Below are 26999 nucleotides of genomic sequence, written 5' to 3' on the forward strand. Positions count from 1 at the left end.
ATGGCAACAGATAATAAATATGTTAAGTATTTAGATAAAAGCGTTAAGATTATAGATAAACCAAAAGTAAACGAAAATATTTCAGTTTATGTAAGACCAGGGGATTTAGTAGATTTTAAAATTCCTGGAATTAACTTAGAAGATTTAGAGTATGAACTTGTAGGTGGTGATATCGTAATTAATATACCAGGAAACGGTACTTTTACTTTTGTATCTATGGCCTTAATGGGATACAATGATACTCCTCCTAAATTTGCCAGTAGTTCAGGAAAAGAGTTAAGCCTTGGAGATATCTTATCTGAAATTGAAGAAATTAATGCGTTGCCTATTGATTCTCTAGTTTCAAATATTGACATAAATATCCCTGATAATACAGCAAAAGAGAATGAAGAGGGTGATGCTACACAACAAAATCCCGAGCAAAATCCTCAAATAATTATCCAAGAAATTGAAGTAACACAAGAACAAGAACAACAAGAAGATTTCTTAAACGATAATGAATTTGAAATCCCACCAGTTGAAGTACCTGAATTAGTTGAAAATGATTTTACAAGTTATGATGATTCTACAAGTGACAATTCAAGTTCAAAAACAGAAGAAGAACAATCTATAACGGAAGGTACTAAACCTTTACTTACTTTTGATATAGATATTCAACATTTAGATTCTAGTGAAAGCACAACTACAGGAGTTATGACTGTAGAAGGTGGAGGTGGAACTACTTATGATAACATCCATCCTGGAACAAATGCAAGTGCAGATAGAGCTGGAATAGTACGACAAACTAATGCAGAAATACTTGATTATAGACATGTATCTAGTACAGAAGCAAGTAGTTTAGTGATAAATGGTGATGATTCAAACTATTTTAATGCAAATACTATTTCAAGAACAATTAAACTTTCTCCAAATCAACCAATAGGTTTTGCTGTTGAGAGTATTACAATCTCTAGTGCAGATTTTCCAGAAGGATTTAGTATTTTAAATGCAACTGCGAATGGAGATTCTTGGACTATAACAAAAGATGACCCAAACACAACTGCTGTAGAAGGTTTTACTCTTGATGCAAATGGAAATATTGAAATTAAAATTTCAATGGATAAAAATCAAGAAACAAATTTTGAGATGAAAATAGAAGCAACTTCAGAATTTAATATTGAAAATATTTCTGAAGAGCTAAGAGATGGTGTTGAAACACCAGTTGAAACAACACTTGATTATTTTCAGATTTATGGTGTAAATGTAAGAGAAATTGATAATTTGAGTGATCCAAATCAATACCTTTTTGAACAGTTTTTAGATGGAGCTGGACAACCTATTGAGTCAGGTTTTGTTATCTCTACAAATATCAATGATAATATAATTTATGGTTCTCAAAAAGAGAATGTTTCAAATACCATAACTGGTGGTTTAGCAAATGATACGATTACTACTGGTATTGAAAATGACATTGTAGATGGAAATATTGGAAATGATACTTTAGATTACTCAACATATAACAATATAGACAATGACTTAGGAATTGTAGCTGATTTAACAACTGGAAGTGTAACTAAAAAATATGCTTCAAACAATACAGATACTATCTCAAATATTGAAAATGTTACAGGTACACAAGATAATGATACTATAACTGGAAATTCTGAAGTTAATACTCTTCAAGGTCTTGCAGGAAATGATACTTTAAGAGGTATGGCTGGAAGTGATACTTTAGATGGTGGAATTGGAAATGATGTTTTAGAGGGTGGAGCTGATGCTGATATTATAAAAGGTGGTTCAGGAAATGATACTGCAAGTTATGAAAATGCAAGTGGTTCTGTAAGTGTTGATTTAGATGATGGTAATGGTAAAGGGGTAGTTTCAGGAGCAGATGGAAATGATACTTTATTTGAAATTGAAAATGTAAGAGGTTCTGCATATGCTGATATTATTACAGGAGATAATAATAGTAATATTTTAGAGGGTCTTGGTGGAGATGATACTTTCTTTGTAAGTGGTGGTAGTGATACTATTTATGGTGGAAGTGGTGCAAATGATATTTATGGAGATACTTTAAATGCATCTAACTCTAGTGTTGCACATAGAATAGATTTAGAAGGTGGACAAGTTATTGGGGAAGGAACTTCTAAAGCCTATGGTATAGAAAATGTAGTTGGTTCAAGTAATAATGACTTTATTTCAGGAAGTAGTGTTAAAAATACTTTACAAGGTGGAGAAGGTGATGACACTATAAAAGGTCTTGGAGGAGATGACTTTTTATATGGAAATGAAGGAAATGACACGATAAGTGGTGGAGCAGGAAATGACTTCATTGATGGTGGAGATGATGCCTTAGAGACTGTAGGAGATTTTGTTGATTATTCTGATGTAACAGCTGGTGGTATTAGAATAGACTTATCTATTCAAGATGGAACAACTTCACAAAATACAATTAATGCAGGTGAAGATACTTTATTAAATATTGAAAATGTAATTGGTACAAATAGTACTGATATTCTTATTGATGATGCAGCTAGTAAAAATACTATTTTAGCAGAAGGCGGAGATGACTACATCCTTGTAAAAGGTGGAAATGACTATATCAATGGGGGAGTAGGAAATGATACTCTAAGTTTTGAAGAGTTTAGCAACTCAGTTACTTTTGATTTATCATTAGGAAGTGAACAGACAACAAATAATGGAAAAATTACAATTTCAAGTATTGAAAATGTAAAAGGAACTATTTTGGGTGATACTTTATTTGGTTCTTCTCAAAATAATAAGCTTTTCGGAAATTTTGGTAATGATGTTTTAGATGGAAAAGAGAATAATGATACTCTTTATGGTGGAGCAGGTAACGATACACTAATTGGTGGAATAGGAAATGATACTTTAGATGGTGGTAAAAATAGTGACTACTCAAGGTTATCTCTAAACTCTACTACTTCAATGGCTATAACTATTGGGGGAATACTTATCTCTGCAACGGGTGCAAATGCAAATGAATTAATAACAAACTTTTTAAAAGAGTTTAAAGAAGAAAATGCTACTAAAATATTAAATGGACAAGCACCTTTAGGGGATATCTACACTGATGGTACTAATATCTTTATCGATAGTTCTGAAACAATTACTTCTTCTACAAATGTAACTATTGATAATAGTTTCACTTTTATTGATACTGCTGATTACTCAAATATTGGTGCAGAATCAATTGAAGTAAATATGCAAGATGTGGGTGATTCTACTGTTGATGTAAGTGATGGTTCAACAGACATTTTAATAGATATTGAAAGGGTAGTTGGTTCTTCTTCAAATGATATTATGAATGGAAATAGTCAAGATAATATCTTTGAAGGTGGAAAAGGAGCAGATACTCTATTTGGAGCAGCTGGAAATGATACTATTTATGGTCAAGATGGAAATGATATTATAGATGGTGGAACAGGTATAGATAGCTTATATGGTGGAAAAGGTGATGATACTTTTATCGCTTTTGTAAATGATGGAATAGATACAGTTGATGGTGGTGAAGGAAGTGATACTTTAGACTATTCATCATATACAAGTTCTGATGGAGATATTTCTATTTCTTTAGCTGGTGCATCTGAGAGTAGAGTAAAAATTGGTGGAACAGATGAAGACCACATAAAAAATATAGAAAATGTAATTACAGGTGCAGGAAATGATACTCTAGTTGGTGATGATAATAATAATACCTTTATATCAAACGCAGGAAATGATACCTTATCAGGTGGAAAAGGGGATGATTATTTAAACGGTGGAGCTGATATAGATACCGCTGATTATACTTATATTGATAGTGTAGGAACAAATACAAAAGGTGTAGTTGTTGATTTAGCTAATAATAGAGCAACAGATATGAGTGGAAGCCTTGAAAACCTTGTTGGTACTGATACTTTAATAGATATTGAAAATGCAAAGGGTTCTAAACATGATGATTCCTTACTTGGAGACAGTAATGTAAATACTCTTTTTGGTGAAGCAGGAAATGATTTTATTTCAGGTGGAGCGGGAAATGATACTTTAAATGGTGGAACTGGTAATGATATCTTAAAAGGTGGAACAGGTGATGATGTTCTAAATGGTGGAGATGGTATTGATACTGCTGATTTCTCAGATGCTAATGATAAAATAAATGTTGATTTATCAAATAGTGGTTCAATAGATATTGGTGCTGGATTAGGTAGTGATACTTTTAACTCTATCGAAGGTGCTATTGGTGGAAATTATGATGATACTTTAAAGGGAACTGCTGATGCAAATACTCTTATTGGTGGAGCTGGGAATGATACCCTTTTAGGAAATGGAACTTCTTCTTTAACAATCGCTGGTACATATGATTATCTTGATGGTGGAGCAGGAGAAGAGGATTTTGTAAGTTTTGATGGAGTTGCTGGTGATGTAACTGTTAATTTAGGTCTTACTTACTCAAATGATTCTTCAGATGGACATGATTTTATGGATAGTGATAACTCTGTTTATAACTATCAAGATGGTGGAGCAGCAGGAAATCTTCAAATAAAAAATGTAGAAAATCTTCAAGGTGGAGATGGAAATGATACTTTTATTGGAAATAACTCTTCAAATACTTTAGCTGGTGGAGCAGGAGATGATTGGCTAAGTGGGAAATCAAGTAATAATTTCCTTGATGGAGGTACAAATACAGCAGTAGGTGATACGGCTGATTATTCTGCAATTAGCTCAGGTGTTGGTATTAAAGCTAATATGAATGCTGGAATTGATGGAACAAGTCAGTTTGGAGAAGTGGAATATAATTCAGAGTTTGTTGATACACTTAAAGATATTGAAAATATAAGAGCTTCTAAAAATGATGACCAGATAATAGGTGATATTGATGATAATGTAAATAATTTATTTGAAGGAATGGGTGGAGCTGATACTATAAGTGGTGGAGCTGGTGATGATATTATTTATGGAAATAATAAAACAAATACTGACTCAAATAATGACTTAGCCGATATTTTAAGTGGTGGAAGTGGTAATGATACCCTTTATGGTCAAACAGGAAATGATATTTTAAGTGGAGATGAAGGGGTAGATACTCTTTATGGTGGAGCTGGAAATGATAGTGTAAACCTTTCATATTTAAATACTACAACAACTGGTGCAAGTGTAAATTTTATAACTTCTACTACAGATGATGGAACAGATATTGATACTTTAGATTCTATTGAAAGTGCAATAGGAAGTGATAATGCTGATAGTTTTATTATGGATAGTTCTAAAACTACTGATACAAATACAATTGATGGACGAGATGGAGTTGATGTATTAGATTATTCAAATTACACTTCAAATGGAATAACTGTTGATTTAGGAAATGAAAATGAACAAACAGTTGTATCAGCTACATCTGATAAAGATACAATAAAAAATGTAGAGAATCTAATTGGTGGAACAAAAAATGACACAATAACAGGTTCAGATGCAAACAATAGTCTTGATGGAAATGAAGGTAGTGATAGATTCTATGGTTCAAATGGAACTGATATTATCAATGGTGGAGTTGATAGTGATGGTACAAATGATACTGATATAGCAGATTATTCTAATATGACTGCAAAAGTAGTTGTAACAGGAAGTGGAAATGATTATTCAGTATTAAAGCCAGATGGGAATAGTGATACTTTAACAAATATAGAAGAAGTTCAAGGTAGTGATTTTAAAGATACTATGATTGGAGATAACACCTCTTCAAGGGATGATATTTTTAAAGGTGGAGATAATTCAGATACTCTTATTGGTAATTTAGGAGATGACTCTTTATATGGAGAAGATGGTGATGATACCTTAAGAGGTGGAGCTGGAGATGACTATTTACATGGAGGAATTGGTGGAAGTGATACAGCAGATTTCTCAGATGCTACAGGAAGTGGTGTAAATGTAGACTTATCTCAAACTGGAAGTCAAGCAGTAGGTGGAAACTTAGGCTCTGATACCCTGGTTGATATAGAAAATATTATTGGTTCAAACTTTGCAGATACAATAAAAGGAAATGATAGTGATAATATAATCAAAGCAGGAGCTCAAAATGATACTATTTTTGGAGGAGCTGGAGCTGATGATTTATATGGAGAAGATGGAGATGATACTTTTAATTTCTCAACTACAGTAGGAGAATCAACAGGGGATTATATCAATGGTGGAGCAGGTATTGATACAGCTGACTATAGTAATTTAACTTCAAATATAGAAGTAGATTTAAACGAAGAGAATAATGGCTCTACTTATGTAAAAGTTGGTTCAAATACAATAGACCATCAAATTGAAAATGTAGAAAATATAACTGGAACTGCTTTTAATGATAATATTTCTGGAAATAGTAGTCAAAATATTATCAATGGTGGAGCAGGAGATGATATTTTAGATGGAGAAGGTGGAGTTGATGCTTCACATTTAGATACTCTTATTGGTGGAGCAGGAAATGATACTTTTATTGTAAATGATAGAGGATATACTCTTTATGATGGAACAACAGACCAAGGATTAAACTTTATTGATACTGTAGATTTTTCTCAAGTTGCAAGTCAATCTTCTGATAAAGTATTTGTAAACTTACAAGATGGAACATTTACTTTAAATGGTAATAATATTAATGAAACTACTTTTAGTGGAATAGAAGGTGCTATTGGTGGAGCCGGAAATGATACTATAATTGGAACTACTGAAGCTAATACTTTAATTGGTGGAGAAGGAGATGATACTCTTTTAGGAAATGGTGCTTCAAATGGAATTGATTATATTGATGGTGGAAGTGGAAATGAAACTAATGGAGATTTTGTAAGTTTTAATTATGCTGGTGCAAATGGTGTAACAGTAGATTTATCAGATGCTTCTGCACAAGATATTGATGGTAATAATGTTGATGATTTAATAATCAGAAATATTGAGAATCTTGAAGGAAGTATAGGAAATGATAAATTAACAGGTAATTCATCAAATAATATTTTAAAAGGTTTAGCAGGAGATGATACCTTCTTTTCAAGTTCTGGAAGTGACACTATTTATGGTGGAAATGAGGCTACAGATAGTGGAAATGATACCGTAGATTATTCAAGTGGTTCAAAAATAGATGTAGATTTAGAAAAAGCTAATAACCAAGTAGTAAAAACTAATGGTTCAGATACTATTTTTGGAATTGAAAAAATTATTGGTTCTTCTGAAAATGATGTGATGAGAGGTGATAGTAATAATAATACTTTTGAAGGTGGAGCTGGAAATGATACTTTAGAAGGTAGAGCGGGTGATGATACTTTAGATGGTGGAGCTGATGATGACATCTTAAGAGGTGGAACTGGAAATGATAGTTTAATTGGTGGTGATAATGGTTCTTATGGAGACACTGCTGATTACTCTTTAAGAAATGAAGCTATTTATGCTGATCTTTCAAATGCTACACCAGAAGTAATAGTAGATACAAATGACGCCGCAAGTGATGGAAATCTTTCACATGAATTTAATGGTGCAGATGAAACAGATACTTTAACTGGAATTGAAAATATTACAGGTGGGTCTAATGATGATACTTTTATTGGAAATTCATCTAATAACACTTTAAAAGGTGGTGCTGGAAATGATACTTTTGAAGTTAGAGATACTTCAAATGGATTTAATGATTTTATTGATGGTGGAAGTGAATTAAATGGTGCAAGAGGAAGTGATACTGTTGATTATAAAGCATTAAATACAGGTATAGATATAAACTTAAATGATACTGGAATTACTGATGTTAAATTATCTGGCTCTTTTCACCATAAAGTAGCAAATATAGAGAATGTAATTGGTTCAAGTGAAAGTGATATAATCCAAGGTGATAGTGCAAACAATATACTAAATGGACATACTGGAATAGATACTTTATCTTATTCAGACTCTTCAAATGGTGTTTATGTAAACTTAAGTGATTCTCAAATTACAACAGATATTTCTGGTGATAATGTAAATGATGAGATTAATCAAAACACAGCACAGGGCGTTGTAGATAATAGTGAAATAGGTGTTGATACTATTACTAATTTTGAAAATGTTGTTGGTGGTATAGGAAATGACACAATTATTGGAAATGTTTTAAGTAATACTCTAAGTGGTGGAACAGGAGATGATTTACTACTTGGACTTAATGGAGCTGATAAGTTTGATGGTGGAATAGGAAATGATACCGTTTCATATTTACTAGATAAGTCTTCAAATGATGACAAAGCAGGAGTAAATGCAAGTTTAAGAAGTGCAACTGCAAATGATGGGTGGAATAATACAGATACTTTTAATAATATTGAAAATATTATAGGTTCTAATCACGATGATACTATAGAAGGTGATGCCGGAGATAATACTCTTGATGGAGCAGGTGGAAATGATACATTAACTTATGAAAATGTAACTGTAGGTGGAGTAACTGTAAACCTATCTCAAGAAGTAAATAATACGGGAAGTGATGGAACTGATACAATTAGAAATTTCCAGAATTTAATTGGTTCAAAAACTCAATCAGATAATCTTACAGGTAATGATGAAGTAAATATTATTAAAGGTCTTGGTGGAAATGACACACTAGATGGTGGAGCAAATTCAGATGAACTTTATGGGGGAGCAGGAAACGATACATTTAAAGTTAATCTTGGTGATGGAAATGACATAATTGATGGTTTTGATGAAACTGCTTCAGCTGATATAGATGATAGTTCAAATAAAGATACAATAGATTTTAGTTCAATAGGTTCTGGCTATCATGTGGAAATTGATTTACAAACTACGAACAATGCAGTAGTTACAAATGGAACAACAATAGACCAAACTGATACTTTATCAAATATTGAAAATGTAATAGGTACAGCACAAAATGATATTATCATTGGAAATGATGAGGTAAATATAATAGATGCTGGTGCAGGAAATGATATAATCACTGGAAACCTTGGAGCTGATACTTTAAAAGGTGGAACTGGCGAAGATATTTTCAAGGGTGACAACTTTACTGGAGACCTTATAGATGGTGGAACAGGACTTGATGGTAATGGTGATACTATTGATTACACAAACTTAAATAACAAAGTTACTTTAACTTTAGCAGAGAGTGGTTCATATGCTGATGTTCAAGTTGGAACTGACTTATCTGACCATAAAATAGCAAATATTGAAAATGTAATTGGTTCAAATACACAAGATGATACTATCACTGGAAATAGTGAAAACAATACTATTTTAGGTCTTGGTGGTAATGATACAATAGATGGTGGACATGGAGATGACTCTTTAGATGGAGGAACTGGAACAAATACTTTATCTTATGCAAGTATTAGTTCAGGTGTAAATGTAAACTTATCTACTGGAAGTGCTGTTTCAAATGTTGATACTGATGGAAATGGTACAAATGATACGGATACAGTTTCAAATTTTGATAATTTAATAGGTTCAAGTGGAGTTGACATCTTAACTGGAAATAACAATGCAAATATTATTAAAGGTGGAGATGAAGGCGATACAATAAATGGTTTAGGTGGAAATGACACTTTAGAAGGTGAAGCTGGAAATGATCTGTTTATCATGGGTGCAGATGATGGAGCTGATAGTGTTGATGGAGGAAGTGGAAGTTCTGATACTATCTCTTATGAAAATCTAGCTTCAAATCAAGGTATTACAATAACTTTAGACCAGGATACAAGTAATCAAGTTATTATTGAAAATGGTACAAATGATACTGGAGTTAAAAATATAGAAAATGTAATTGGTGGAGCAGGAAATGACACAATTACAGGAGATGCCCTTAAAAATAGACTAGAAGGTAATGCTGGTAGAGATATTATTGATGGTGGAGCTTCTGATGATACTATTTTAGGTGGAGCAGGTGATGATATTATAAAGGGTGGAGCTGATGATGATATCCTTTATGGTGGAAGCCAAGATTATGATGAAAACACTACAGAATCAGGAACTGGAAATGATGATATTAAAGGTGAAGCAGGTGAAGATATTATCTATGGTAGAGATGGAGATGACACTTTAGATGGTGGAGCTGATGATGATACCTTATTTGGTGGATTAGGAAGTGATAATCTAAGTGGTGGAGATGGAAATGACACTATAGATGGAGGAGAAGGAGAAGAGGAAAATGGTGGAGATACTGTTGATTACTCTTCAAAAGTAGGAGATTATTTAGATGTAAATCTAAATGCTACAACAAATGGATATGCAGATGCTGTAATTGGAGCAGAAACAGATAAATTAAAAAATATTGAGAATATTAAAGGAACAGTTAAAAACGATAATATCTCTGGAGATAATGACTCAAACCTTTTAGATGGATTTCAAGGGGATGATACTTTAGTAGGAGCAGGTGGAAGTGATACTTTACTTGGTGGAGATGGAGATGACACTTTTAAAGCTGGACTTGATGATAATGGTGATGGTATATTAGAGAATGGAGATGATGGAGTTGATTATATAATTGGTGGAGAAGTTGATGAAAACAATGGTGGAGATACTGTTGACTACTCAGCTTTAGATTCAGCTATTAATGTAGATCTTTCAAATATAGATGCAGGAAATAATAATTATGTAACAGTAAATATAGATGGCTCTTCAAATGATTATATAAAAGAGATAGAAAATATTACTGGTTCATCTGTTAATGATATTATCAAAGGTGATGCAAATGCAAATACACTTAGAGGTGATGCAGGAGATGATACTTTAAGTGGTGGTGCTGGAGCTGATACTTTAGATGGTGGAACTGGTATAAATAGAGCAGATTACTCAAATGCAGCTGGAAAAATTGTAGTTGATATGGAAAACGCTACAGAAGTTTCAAATGATGGAGATGGTTCATCTGATGATTTAATCTCTATTCAGCAAATAGTAGGAAGTAATGCAAGTGATACTATTTATGGAGCAGATAGTGCCAATGAACTATTTATTGGAGGAGATGCTTCTGATACTTTTATGGGTAGAGGTGGAGATGACACTATTTATGGTGGAAGTGAAGATAGAACTGATAACTTCTCTGATTTAGTAACATATGAATATTTATCAGATGGTACAAAACATGTAGTTGTAGATTTAGAAAATGAAAATGCAAAGGTATATGATAATAGTTCAAATCTATTAGAAACTGATGCTCTTTATGATATTGAAAATATAAAAGGTGGAGAAGGTAATGATACTTTCATTACTAAATTTGATGAAACAAATGTAATTAATGGCGCAAATGGAAGTGATACTTTAGATTACTCAAGTTTAGACACAAATCATTCAATTACTGTTAATTTAGAAGATAATGGAGCTAGTACAACAGTAGATGTAAGTGATACTGTAAATGATGACACTATCTCAAATATTGAAAATATCTCTGGTTCAAATCTAGCAGATACTATTTCTGGAAATAATCTAGCAAATACTTTAAAAGGTAATGTAGGAGATGATATCTTAGAAGGTGAAGGTGGAAATGATATTCTTGATGGTGGAATAGGAAGTGATACTGCAAGTTATAAAAACTCAAGTGATGGAGTTACTGTTGACTTAGGATTATCTTCTTCTCAATTTATCTCAACTTCACAAGGAAGTGATACTTTAATTGATATTGAAAATGTTATAGGTTCTTCTTTAGATGATACTTTCTATTCAGACCATACAAAAGCAAATAACTTTAATGGTTTAGCTCATATTAATGGTGATACCGTAGATTATACAAATTTACAAAATGATAAAGCTGGTTCAAACTATACTGGAACTGAAAATGTAGATTATATTATTGCTGATTTATCAGGTGCAAGTGATACAGTTATTATAAAAAGTTCAGGTGCTGATGTAGTTGATACTTTAGAAAATATTGAAAATATTACAGGAAGTCATGGTAATGATACTATCACAGGAGATGGAAATAAAAACACTCTTAAAGGTTTAGCAGGAGATGATATTATTGCAGGTGGTGCAGGAGATGATATCATTGATGGTGGAACAGATACAAATGGAGATACAGTAAACTATTCTGATGCAACAAGTGGGGTAACAGTTGATTTAGGAATTGATGGAGTTTCTCAAAATGTTGGCGGTGGGCAAGGAAATGATACCTTAACTGATATTGAAAATGTTATAGGTTCAGCTTATGCGGATATGTTTAGAGGTAATAATAGTGAATCAAATACTTTTAATGGTGGTATAACAAATTTAGCTAATCCAAACTCTGAACATACAAATGATGAAAATGATACAGTTGATTATTCATCTTTAACAGGTGCAAATGATAAAATTATAGTTGATTTATCAAATAGTTCAAGTGCAAATGTAGATGTAATACAAGCAGGTGTAGCACAAGGTAGTGATACTTTAATAAATATAGAAAATGTAATTGGTACAGCAGGAGATGATACTTTTACTGGTAACTCTGATAGTAACTCTTTCCAAGGGGGAGATGGAAATGATACTTTCTTTGTAAAAGAAGCAGCATTAGGTAGTGAAGCAGATATTATAGTTGGAGGAAATAACTCAAGTCTTGGAGATACAGTTGATTTTAGCCAAGTAAGTGATACAACTTTATATGTAGATGTTGATTTAAGTTCTCAAAATTTACTTCTTAAAAACTCTTCAAATACAACAGTAAGAAGTGATAGTGTTTCTGGAATTGAAAATATAGTTGGAACTCAAAATGAAGATACCATTACTGGAGATAGCTCAAATAACACCTTAAAAGGTGAGTCTGGAACTGATACTATAAGAGGTGAAGCAGGGGATGATGTAATCCATGGTGGAGATAATACTGATAATAGTACAAGCTCTACGCAGTATGAATATTTAGATGGTGGAGAAGGTGCTGATACTATTTATGGTGGAACTGGTAATGATTATATCTTAGGTGGTATAGGAGATGGAAAAGATACTCTTTATGGAGAAGCTGGAAATGATACTATCTATGCAGGTGCGGGAGTAGATAGAGTTTATGGTGGAGCTGATGATGATTCTATTTTAGGAGAAGCAGGAGAAGACTTACTTGTAGGGGGACTTGGAAATGATGAAATCAAAGGTGGAAGTGAATCAGATATTATCTATGGAGATGATGAAGCTAGAACTGATGTAACTGGTGGAAATGATACTCTTTATGGTGGAGATGGTTCAGATACTATTTATGCAGGATATGGAGATGATACTCTATTAGGTGGAGCAAATGATGATATTCTTCATGGAGATGAAGGAGTTGATACAGTTGATTATTCAAATGCTACAAATGGAGTAACTGTTGATTTTGTAAATAATAGAGGTACTGGTGAAGGTATTGATGAACTTTATAATATAGAGAATGCAATTGGTTCTAAATATGACGATACTTTTGTTTCAAAACTTGATGTTTCAAATAGATTTGATGGAAATGATGATGAGTCAGGAGAAACAAATGGAGATAGTATCTCTTATGAAGGGATTACAGTAAATGATGCAACACAAGATAAAGTTGTAATTGATTTATCAAGTGGTGCAGATGCAGATGGATATTATAGTGCTGATATTTATCAAGGTGGTACATCAACTGTTAGTGATTATTTAAAAGATATGGAAAATATCACAGGAAGTAATGGTAATGATACAATTACAGGAGATGATGATGTTAATACTTTAAGAGGTCTTGATGGAGATGATTTAATAAGTGGAAAAGGTGGAAATGATTATATCGATGGTGGAGAAGGAAGTGACACTGTTGATTATAGCGATGAAACTCTTTCTGTAACAGTAGACTTTAAAAATAATCAAGCCTCTACAAATGCCCCTGAAGTTGATACTATTATTAGTATAGAAAATGCAATTGGTGGAACATCAAATGATATGTTCATTATGAATGAAGACCAAAAAACAAATACTATAAATGGTGGAATGGGTGCAGGAGATTTAAATGACACAATTTCTTATGAAAACTATACAAACTCTGTAAATGTAAACTTAGGAACAACAGATTCTCAAATAGTTTCAACTTTAGATACTGATACAATCTTAAATATAGAACATTTAATTGGTTCTTCAAATGATGACACAATTATTGGTTCAACTGCAGATAATAGTATTGAAGGTGGAAAAGGCGATGATACTTTTATTGCTGGAGCTTATGATGATACAAATGATACTTTAACTGGTGCAGAAGATGGAGCTGACTATTTTGATGGTGGAATAGGAACAAACGATACAATTGATTACTCTGCAATTGATAGTGCAACAGCAAATGCACAAGGTATAACTGTAACCCTTGATGGTGCAAATAAAAAAACTGTAACAGTTCATAGCCATACAAACAATGATGAAATCTTAAATGTAGAGAATGTTGTTGGTACTCAAGATGATGATTATATTAAAGGGGATGTTCAAAACAATACTTTCTTTGGACAAGGTGGAAATGACCAATTATTCGGAGAAGATGGAGCTGATGACTTAAGAGGTGAAGCTGGAAATGACATAATAGATGGTGGAAGTGGAGACGACATTTTAAGAGGTGGAGATGGAGATGATACTTTAACAGGTGGAGTTGGAAACGATACTATTTATGGTGGAGATGAAGGAAGTGATACTGGAAATGATACAGTTGATTATTCAAATGCAATTGAGTCATTAATCATTGACTTAGATGTATCTTTAGCTGGTGGAATCTCTGGAACTGAAACTTATGGAAAATCAGATGGAAATAACTCTGAACAAGGTCAGGGTGATGATATTTTATACGGAATAGAAAATGTTATTGGTTCAAATGATGAGGTAAGATCAGACTCTATTTATGGAAGTAATAGTAATAATATTATCAATGCTCAAAGAGGAGATGACTATATTGAAGCTAGAGGTGGAGCAGATACTGTTCTTGCAGGAGAAGGAAATGATATCGTTAAAGCTACAAGTGCTACAGATGGAGCTGATTATTATGATGGTGGAGCTGGAAATAGCGATACTTTAGACTACTCTAATTTAAGTGAAAACATCTCTGTAAATATTGGACAAAATGCAACAGCTGAGTTTGAAAGTGGAAGTGGTACTAATGATGCTTGGCAAGTAGAGGTTGCAAGTGGAGATAACGATATTATCAAAGGATTTGAAAATATTATTGGTGGAAGTGGAGATGATACAATCTATGCTGACTCAAATGATAACTCAATCTTTGGTGGAGCAGGTGCAGATACACTTTTAGGTGGAGCAGGTGCTGATACAATTAATGGTTCAACAGGTAATGACACTATTAGTTATGAGTATTTAGATAGTTCAAAAGATTTAAGATTAGACTTATTAAATGATAGCTCAACAGTTCTAGGAGATTCACTTGATGATGATACTATTTATAGTATAGAAAATGCTATAGGTGGAGCTGGAAATGATAGTATGCAAGGTACAAATGATGCAAATATCTTACAAGGTGGAAATGCAGGAGATGATACTTTTGTAGGTCTTGGTGGAGATGATACTATTTATGGTGGTTCTTATAATGGCATAACTCATACAGATAGTGGTAGTGATACAGTTGATTATACAAATCAAAATAAAATATCTGTAACTTTAGAAGATGATGAAAATACAGTTTCAACAGTAACAATAGATAGTGATGATGATGGAAATTTTGCAACGGGAAGTGAAGAACAAGATTCATTATATGGAATTGAAAATATTAAAGGTTCTGATTCAGCTATAAATGGAGCTGATACAATTACTGGAAATAGTGCTTCAAATACTATTTATGGACAAAGAGGAGACGATACTCTCTCTGGTATGGCCGGAAGTGATGAGCTTTATGGAGGAGAGGGAGCAGATACTATTATAGGTGGTGCTGATGCAGACTACTTATATGGAAATGCAGGAAATGACAGCTTTAATGTAGGCTCTACAGATATCTCAGAATACAGTGGAGATGTAATTGATGGTGGAAGTGAAATAGATACTATCGATTATAGTACTATTGATACATCAGGATTTTCTACTGATAGAGGAGTAGATATTGTACTTCAAGCAGGAAGCCCTGCAAATGTTTATGTTGATGGGGATACAACAAACGTACACCATACAATCACAAATGTAGAAAATGTAATAGGTACAAATCTAAAAGATAATATTACAGGTGATAATCAAGCAAATACTATTTCTGGTATGGGTGGAGATGATACTTTAAGAGGAAATGCGTTAAGTGACACTTTATATGGTGGAGCTGATAATGATGAACTTTGGGGTGAAGAAGGAAGTGACCTTTTAGAAGGTGGAACAGGTGATGACATCATAAGAGGTGGTTCAGGTTTTGATATTTTAAAAGGTGATGCTGGAGCTGATAGTATCTATGGTGGAGCTGATGCTGACCAAATTTATGGTGGAGCCGATGATGATTATATTGAAGGTGGAGATGATGCTGATACAATTATTGGTGAAGCTGGAAATGATACTATAAGAGGTGATAAAGGTGATGATATCATCGCAGGTGGAACTGTTACTATAAGTGGAGGAAAAGTTACGGCAAGTGTTGATGATGGAGAGTCTGATACAGTTGATTACAGTGGTGCTCTTACAAGTATGACTGTTGATTTAGAAACTGATGATACTACAGATTTAGCTTCAAAAGGTGAAGCTTATAGTTCAAACTTAAATGATCAAGGAACAGACGAACTTTATGATATAGAAAATGTAATTGGTTCAGAAGAGAATGACACTATTAAAGGAAGTAATGAAAATAATATCTTAGAGGGTAGAAGTGGTGATGATACAATTTGGGGTGAAGCAGGAAATGATACTTTATTAGGTGGAAATGACAACGATACTCTTTATGGTGGAACTGGTGCAGATAATATCTCAGGTGATGAAGGAAATGACAATATCTATGGTGGAGAAGATAGTGATACTTTAAGTGGTGGAACTGGAAACGATACTTTCTATGCAAGTTCACAAGATGATGGAGCAGATACTATTGATGGTGGAACAAATGCAAATGATAGTGATACTATAGATTATAGTGCTTTAACAGATTCAAATAATAAAATTGTAGCTACTTTAGATGAAAATATTGATACTAATTCAAGTGTTGAAGTTTATGATAATACAGGAACTTTACAACACACAGATACTATTAGAAATATTGAAAATATAACTGGAACTAGTGGAGATGATACTTTTACTGGAAATACAAGTGCAAATATTTTAATTGGTGGAGATGGAGTAGATAAAGTAAACTATAATTATGCAGCTTTAAGTTCTGGAGTTACGGTTAATTTACATGCTGGAACTGCTAGTGATGGAGATACCTTAAGTTCAATAGAGTATGTAGTAGGTTCAAATTTTGATGATACTTTTGTAACACAAGCAGGAGTAAATAACACTATAGAAGGTGGAATAGAAACTTCAGAACTTACAGGAGATTGGATAGATTATAGTTCTAATTCTTCTTCTGATTTAGTATTAGATTTAAGTACTCTTGATGGTTCTGGTTTTGCAACTGCACAAGTAAATTCAAACTCAAAACAAGATAAATTAAAAGATATAGAAAATGTAATTGGAACTTCTGGAAACGATACAATTACAGGAAATGCAGAAGTTAACACAATCCTTGGAAATGATGGGGCAGATACAATCTATGCAGGAACTGGAGCTGATAGTGTAGAAGGTGGAGCTGGAAACGATATCATTGATGGTGGAAGTGGAGCTGATATTTTAAAAGGTAATGAAGGTGATGACACTTTTGTTGGTGACTCTTTTGATGGGGATAACATCGATGGAGGAACTAATACAAGTGCTGGAGATACAGTTGATTATTCACAAGTACTTACTCATGGCGTAACTGTTGACTTAACAGACACTGATGGAGATAATGTATCTATAAATGGAAATACTCACACTGTAAGTAATATTGAAAATATTAAAGGAACTGAACAAGCTGATGATATCACAGGAAATAATCAAAATAATATTTTAGAAGGTAATGCTGGAAATGATACAATCTCTGGTTTAGATGGTGAAGATACTTTAAAAGGTGGAATTGGAGAAGATATTTTAAAAGGTGGAGCTGGTAACGATAGACTTGAAGGTGGAGACGATGATGATACCTTAGAGGGTGGAACTGGTGATGATGACCTTTATGGTGGTGAAGGTTCAGATACAGCTGATTATTCTAATGCTACATCAACTATAGAAACAGATGGAAACTTCATTTTTGTAGGAACAGAAAGAGACTACAGAAATAGTATAGAAAATATTATTGGTTCTGATATTAGTGGAAGTGGTGATATTATTGTTGATATTGACTCAAATGCAACTTCAAATGCTTTTTATGGTTTAGCTGGTGATGATACTATTACTGAAGGAGCAGGTTCTGATATTGTAGAAGGTGGAGCTGGAAATGATTATATCTATGCTGGAACTGGTGATGATATCATTGATGGTGATGATAGTGATGTAGGAACACCAGATGGAACTTCAGATACTTTAGATTTTACAAAAGTATTAATCAATGATGATACAGGTGATACAAGAGTTGTAGATGCTGAAACTTATAATGGTGGTGATTTTACAGGTATAGAGATTGACCTTTCAGATACTTCTTCTCAAAGAATTCATTCTGAATTTGGTACAGATACAATTTCAAATATAGAAAATGTAATTGGTACTGGAAAAGCAGATTATATAAAAGGTAATGATGCTGATAACTTAATAGAGGGTAGAAGTGGAAATGACTACCTTATAGGTTTAGATGGAGCTGATACTTTCAAAGGTGGAGATGGACAAGATACTATTGATTTCTCTGCTGGGTCTCAAAATGTTGTAGTTGATATGACAAAAGAGCAGACTGTAGGAGATAGTAATTCTTATAGAGTTCAAGATGATGGTTATGGAAATAAAGAGTATATTGATGGAATTGAACATATTATAACTGGAAGTGGAGATGATACAGTTTATGGTGATGCACAAGGAAACTCTTTAATTACAGCAGCTGGTGATGATATCATTAGAGGTGGAGCAGGAAGCGATTATATTGATGGTGGAAGTGAAGGTGCAAATGGAGATACAGTTGATTTCTCTGATTTAAACTCTTCTGTTACTGTAACATTAAATGGAACTGGCACTGGTTCTGCAATCTCAGGTGTTGATACTGATACTTTAGTAAATATAGAGAATGTAATTGGAACTTCTAAAGATGATATTATCACAGGTGATAATAGAAATAATACAATTATTGCAGGTGATGGTAATGATACTATCAAAGGTCTTGATGGAAAAGATTATATTGATGGTGGAGCAGGACTTGATGATACAGTTGATTTCTCAGATGGTACACAAGAGATTAATATTGATTTAACACAAGCAGACCCAAATAATAGAGTTATTAATGATGGCTTTGGACATAGTGAATATCTTGATGGAATTGAGAATATTATTGGTACAAACTCTGCGGATACAATTATTGGAGATAGTGCTGATAATGAATTCTTTGGTGGACAATCAGATGATACTCTTTATGGAAATGCAGGAGATGATACTTTAGTAGGTGGTACAGGAGCAGATACATTTAGAGCTGGTGCTGGAAATGATATTATCTATGGAAATGAACAAAATAGTTCAAGTTTTGATGCTTCAAGAGATGTTATTGATTACTCTGATGTAAATGTTGATATGACAATAAATCTTCAAGCAAATCAAGCAAATGGAGTAGGACAAGGTGTAGATACTCTTTATGATATTCAAGATGTATTAGGTTCAAGTGCAAATGATAAGATTACAGGAAAAACAGGAGAAGTAAACTCACTATTTGGACAAGATGGAGATGACACTTTCCATGCAACATTAGATGGAGATTTCATTTATGGAGGAAGTGTAAATACTGGAACTCATACTGATAGTGGGAATGATACTGTTGATTATAGTGCAATTGATTCAAATGATGGTAGGGCTATAAATGTAGACTTATCAAGGGATGATAATGATGCTACAACTAATAATGAACAAGAAGTTCAACTAGTAGGTGATAATACTAAATTTGATAATTTAGAAGGAATTGAGAATATTATTGGTACTCAAAATGATGATATTATCAAAGGAAGTGATATTGCAACAGAAATAAACACTTTAGATGGAAATAAAGGTGATGATACATTCTACTCTTCAAATGGAAAAGATAGTTTCATCGGTGGAGAAGGAGTTGATACTTTAGATTTCTCTACAAATGGAAATGTAAGTGTAAATGTTGATTTAGACCAAGATAAAACTATAGATGATGGATTTGGTTATGAAGATTATATTGCAAATGATATTGAAGTAATAATCGGTAGTACAAATAATGATATTATCAAAGGGGATAGTGCAAATAATACACTTATAGGAAATAGTGGTGATGACTCTATTTCTGGTGGAAGTGGAGATGATAATATTCAAGGTGGTATAGGAGCAGATACTCTTAAAGGAGATGAAGGAGCAGATACTATTTTAGGTGGAGCTGATGGAGACTTCATTTATGGTGGAGAAGGTAATGACATCTTAAATGGTGAAGCAGGTGATGATACTATCTATTTCGATAAAGGTAATGATAATATTACTGGTGGAACAGGAGCTGATACTTTAACTTATGAAGAACAGATAATTACAAGCTCTGGAATTACTGTAAATCTTGAAGCAAATAGTGGTCAAATTGATGTGGGAGCTGATGGCTTAGATACCTTAACAGACCATATAGAAACTATTATTGGTACAGGAGTTGCTGATAACTTTAATGGATATACAGGTTCAGATGCAGGAGATTATGTAGATACATTTAAAGGCTTAGAAGGAAGAGATACTTTTAGTGGTGGAAAAGGAAATGACTATTTAGATGGTGGATATGATAAAGATACTCTAATTTTCACAAATGCTCAACATGGAGTAGATGTAGATTTAAGTGTTACACAAAATTTAGCAGATGAAAATAGTTATGCCGTTCAAGATGATGGTTTTGGATATAAAGATTATGTATTAAATATTGAAGATATTATTGGAACTAATTATGCTGATACTTTAGGTGGAGATTCAAATGATAACTCAATAGATGCAGGAGAAGGAGATGATACTTTACTTCTTTCATCTGGTTTAGATACCTTAAATGGAAATAATGGTTCAGACTGGATATCTTTAGAGAATAATCAAGTAAATATTGATTTATTAAATAATACACACACTTATGCAGTTAATGATAATACAACAATCCAAAATATAGAAAATATAATTGATTCAACAACAAGTACAGCTACAAGATATATGTGGGGTACACATGGAGCAAATACTTTTATTGCTTATGATGGGGCTGATAGATTATATGGTAGAGATGGCGATGATTTATATGATGGGGGTGCTGGAAATGATATTATCTATTCAAATGAAAGAACAGCTTCAAATCAAATAGGAACAGGAATAGATACTATTATTGGTGGAAGTGGAAATGATATTTTAGAGCTTCGAAATGATATAGCAGGAGGAGTAAGTTCTAAAATTATTCTGCAAGATGTTTCTATAGATACAAACTTCGATTTTGTAGGAGATACAAACTTAACAGCTACTACAACTACTATAAATTTATCTGGTTTAGATAGTTATTCAGGAGATCAAACTTTTGTAGAGATTACTGATGCTACAGGAAATACAGACTATCTTTATGTTAATGCTTCTGGAAATACAGATATAGAAGAGTTTAGATTAGGAACTGCAAGTGATACTTTTGTAGGAGATGAAGCTTCTAATATTGTAAATGCTTATGAAGGAAATGACACTATTCTAGGAATGGGTGGAGATGACATAATCAATGGACATAATGGAAATGATAAGCTTTATGGTGGAACAGGTAATGATATAATTAATGGTGGAAATGACCAGGATACTATTGTGGGTGGACTAGGAAACGATGTAATCAACGGTGGAAGTGGAAATGATATCATCTATGATGATGAAGGTATAGACTCTATTGATGGAGATGGTGGAAGTGACACAATTATCTTTAAAGATGGAGGAAATGGAATCTCTATAGATTTAACTGCAACTACAAATAATGCTACAGATTCATATGGAAATCTTCAAAATGTAAGAGAGATTGAAAATGTAACTTCAACAGATTATGAAGATACTATTACAACAAATAGCTCTACAAATGTTATAAAAGCTGGAAATGCTAATGATACTATTTTTGGTTCAGTTGGAGATGATAATATAAATGGAGAAGGTGGAATAGACCTTTTAGATTATTCAAACTTAAATGGTGGTAATGGAGTTATTTTACAACTTGGAGATAATGCAAGAATAGGACTTGATAATCAAACAATCACTAGTATAGAAAATGCTAGAGGAAGCCAATATGATGATGAAATAATAGGAGACTCTGGTGTAAATACTCTATGGGGAGGAGACTCTAATGATACTTTAGATGGAGGAGCTTCTAACGATACTCTTTATGGAGATGATGGAGATGATACTTTAATAGGTGGAATAGGTGTTGACTACTTATATGGAGGAACAAATAGTGCTTATACAGATGGAAGTACACACACAGGAGATACTGCTGATTATACTGATATAGGTAATAAAGTAGTTATTAACCTTGATGAATCAGGAAATGCAATAGCTTCAATCTCTAATGGAAATGATAGATTATTTGAAATTGAAAACTTAACTGGAAGTGCAGTTGGAGATGAACTGTCTGGTAATAGTAGTGCAAATACTCTATTAGGAAATGCCGGAAATGATACTTTAAATGGTGAGGCAGGAAACGATTATATTGATGGTGGAGCTGATGATGATACTATTACTGGTGGAGTAGGAAATGATACTTTAAGAGGAAGCACTGGAAATGATGTTTTTGTTGCTTCTACAAATGATGGAGATGATAATATTGATGGTGGAGATGACATTGATATTGTTGATTATAGTAGTGTAACAGGACCTTTAGATGTAACTTTAAATGCAGCAGGAGGAACTGACAGTCTTATTACAATTGCAGGAAATGATACTCTTTTAAATATTGAAGGTTTTATTGGTACTTCTTCAAATGATAATATGGTTGGTAATGACGAAAACAATGTATTTGAAGGAAGAGCTGGTTCTGATACTTTAATTGGAAATGCAGGAGATGATACTTTACTTGGTGGAGATGGAGATGATACTCTAAGTGGTGGAACTGGAAATGACATTATTGATGGTGGAAATGATGGAGCAAATGGTGACTGGGTAGATTACTCAGGAAGTACAAATGCCATTAATATCAATCTTAGAGCTGATGCAGATCATGCAACAGGAGAAGGTGTTGACCAAATAAGATATATTGAGAATATTGATGTTTCAAATAATCAAAATGGGAATATTGTACAAGGGGATGCTAATGATAATATCTTTAAAGCAGGAACTGGAATAGAAGATACACTATCTTATGATGGCTCTACTATAAGTGTTACAATAGATTTAGATGCAGGAACTGTAAGTGGAGATGGGGATGATACTTTTTCAGAATTTGAAAGACTTATTGGTTCAAATCAAGGGGATATTTTAATAAATGACTCTGTAAAGGATGATACAATATTTGAATTATTTGATGGAAAAGGTGGTATTGATACTGCTGATTATTCTGCTTCAACACAAAATATTACAGTTGATGTAAATGGAAATAGTTCTGCAACTTTAACTGTTGGTGCAGCTGATGATAGTTTAACTAATGTAGAGATTATCAAAACTGGTTTAGGAGATGATACTTTTGTTGTAACATCAACAAGTGGACTTAATACTTTAGATGCAGGAAATGGAACAGATACTTTACAATTAAGTGGTAACTTAGATCTATCTTCTGTAACACTTTTAAACTTTGAAAATATTGTAGTAGCAACTGGTGATACTCTAACTTTAAGTGCAAAAGATTTAGATAACCAAACTTTAAATATTGAACTTCAAGGTAATGCAAATTTAATTATTGAAGGTACATTAAACAATGCAGATTTTGATTTTGATAATATAACTATAAATAAAACTGGAACTGCAAATGGTCTTGTTACTTTAGAGTTAGATAGCACTATTAATTTAACATCAAAAAATATAAATGGTACAAATAATATTTTAGATGTAATTTCAGTTAATAGTGGAACAACAACTATTTTAGAATCACAAGCTACAACTTTAGATGAGGTAAATGGAACAGGAAGTGTTATTGTAGAAGTTAGTGCAAATAGCTCAAGTGATTTTGATGGGATTTTAAAACTGACAAATCCAGCAAATGAGACTATTAAGTTTACAGGAAGTTCTACTTTCACAGGAAGTTTTGGAGACTCTAATGTTGAGGTTGGTACAGGGTTTACTTTAACAACAGCAATTGATAAACTTGATTTAATAGAGGTTTCGGGTGCTGGAAATATTGTAGCAACAGGAAGTTCTACTACAGTTGATTTAAGTGGAGTATCAAATAATATCTCTTTTGATGGAGCTGTAACCTTAGGAAATAACAAAGTAAGCCAAGGAGATATTGCTTTAGGAAATAGTGCAAATCTTACAATTGAAGATGCACTAGATATTAGTTCAAAAACAATAACTGGAACAGGTATTTTAAATTTACAAGGTGGTGGAACAGTTGATTTATCTAATATAAATATCTCTACTTTAACGGGTAACTTTACAACAGCTACAACATTAAATGGATTATATATTGATATTGATGCTTCAGCTTCAAGTGCAAATATTACAATAAATGCACAAAATAGTGTTTCATCTATTCAAACTGGAAGTGGTAATGATATTATCAATACTGCAAATGGTTCAACAGATATTGATGGTGGAAGTGGAAATGATACTGTAGTTTATACTGCAAATACTACTTTAACAGGAACATTAACTTCTATTGAAACAATTACAATCAATGGAAGCAACTTAACTTCAAATGTTTCAAATGTTTCAGGTGCTACTGTAAATGGAACTGGAACTTTAACTATCAACTCAGCTGGAACATTAGATGCAAGTAATATTTCAAACAATTTAATTCTTAATTCTAGTATTACACTAAGTGATGCAGGAATAGGAAATATTACTGTAAATGCTGGACAAACTTTAACAGCAGATGCAAGTGTTTTAAATGGGCTTACAATTAATGGAGCTGGAAATGTAGTAGTAACTGGAACAGCAACAAGTTTTGATTTAACTAATATTTCAAATGATATTACTATTAATGGAGATATTTCAATAGATAATGCTACTGATGTAAGTGATAAAACAATTGATGGAACAGGGACTTTAACTCTTAAAGGAGCAGGAACTGTAGATTTAGGAAATATTACAGTTTCGACTTTAAATGGTGATTTTGATTCGTCAGCTACAACTTTACAAAATTTAGGTGTAAATTTAGATGCTTCTGCTTCATCTGCTAATATAGAAATACAAACAGCAGATGGAAGTTTAAACATCTCAACTGGAAGTGGAAATGACACTGTAGTTTATACTTCAAGTACAACTTTAACTGGTAATTTAACAAATGTAGAAAATATCTCTTTAAATAATGCCGTTATATTAACTACAACAATTGCAGCTCTTGGAACTATCGCAGTTGCTGAAACAGGAATAGCAACAGTTCAAATAACAGATGCAAGTGGAAGTTTAAATTTAAGTAATATCTCTACAAATATAATTCTTGATGGAAGTGTTACTGTAACTTCTTTACATGCTTCTGTTGGAACTATTACTACAACTGCATCAAAAACAATTAGTGTAGATGCTGATGTAATCTCTTCTAAAACAGTAATTGGAAATGGTATTGTTGATATTACAAGTGGGTCTGCTTCTTTAATTGATTTATCAAATATTTCAAATGATATAAAAGTAAGTAGTGATTTCGAAATTAGTTCAGTAAATAATAGTTCAAACTCTATTGAAATTACAGCTTCAAATACTTTAAGTGCTAATGCAACTTTAATTAATGGACATACAATTAATGGTAGTGGTACTTTAGCTTTAGATGGAGCAGGAGGGGTAATTGATATGTCAAATATCAGCTCTGTAAATTTAACAGCAGATATGACAGGAAATACTACTTTTAATAACTTAGGTATAGATATAAATGCTTCTAGTTCAACTGGAAATATCACTATAAATGAAACAGCAGGTAATAATCTATCTATAACTACTGGAAGTGGAAATGATACTGTTAATTTAAGTAATGGAAATGATAGTGTTGAGTTAGGCGAGGGAAGTGATAGAGTTAATATCTCTCATACAAATCTTGATATAAATGATAATATTACAGATAGTGGAACAGTAGGAACAGATACTCTAAATATAACAAGTTCTGGAAATATTGATTCTGCAAATTTAATTGATGTTAGTGGTTTTGAAAATCTTAATTTATATAGTGGAGATGATAATATCTCTTTTGATAATCTAACAGAGTTTAATAACTTTATCAATGAGTTTACTGATATTGTTGATTCAGGAGGAAATGATACTTTATCATTTGGAAGTAGTTCTATCTCAGGAGATTTGGATTTTAGTAAATTAAGTGAGTTTGAGAACTTAAATCTTTCATCAAATGATGACAATATTACTTTAAGTGGGGATGAACCTTCAAATATAAATGGAGGTGCAGGAAATGATAATTTCACTTTAGACTTTGCAAATATTGATAACTTCACTATTGATGGTGGAAGTGATACTACAGCGGATAGAGTTTCTTTAACTGGAACAACTCAAAATATTACAAGTGATACAGTATTTGGTCATGCAAATTCATTTACAAATATGGAAGAGATAGACTTTACAAACTTAAACTTAGATGGAACAGCTGGAAGTGCAGAGTTTGAGTTAACAGCAGATTTACTTAACTCTTGGGCTGGCGATAGTTCAACAAGTCTGAAACTTATTTTAGATGCAGATGATGCTTCTAAATTAAAATTTACTGATTCAAGTAATACAGTGCAAGGTGATGGAGCAAGTTCAATAAGTGCAGGAACATATACCTTAAATGATAATGGTACAACCGTAACATTAGATATTGAAATTCAATAAATAGG

1 protein-coding gene is annotated in these 26999 nt (G+C 32.7%); it reads left to right on the top strand.

The features are described 5' to 3' along the window. Window positions 1-26994, top strand: a complete 26994-nt coding sequence (locus ABIV_RS13585; protein ID WP_129088488.1) for a hypothetical protein — start codon at window positions 1-3, stop codon at window positions 26992-26994. Window positions 26995-26999 lie beyond the last annotated feature (5 nt).

Source organism: Halarcobacter bivalviorum (genome assembly GCF_003346815.1).
GTDB classification, from domain to species: Bacteria; Campylobacterota; Campylobacteria; order Campylobacterales; family Arcobacteraceae; genus Halarcobacter; species Halarcobacter bivalviorum.

Excerpts from the sequence above, each read along its gene's own strand:
- ABIV_RS13585 (WP_129088488.1), top strand. The coding sequence starts at position 1 with ATGGCAACAGATAATAAATATGTTAAGTATTTAGATAAAAGCGTTAAG.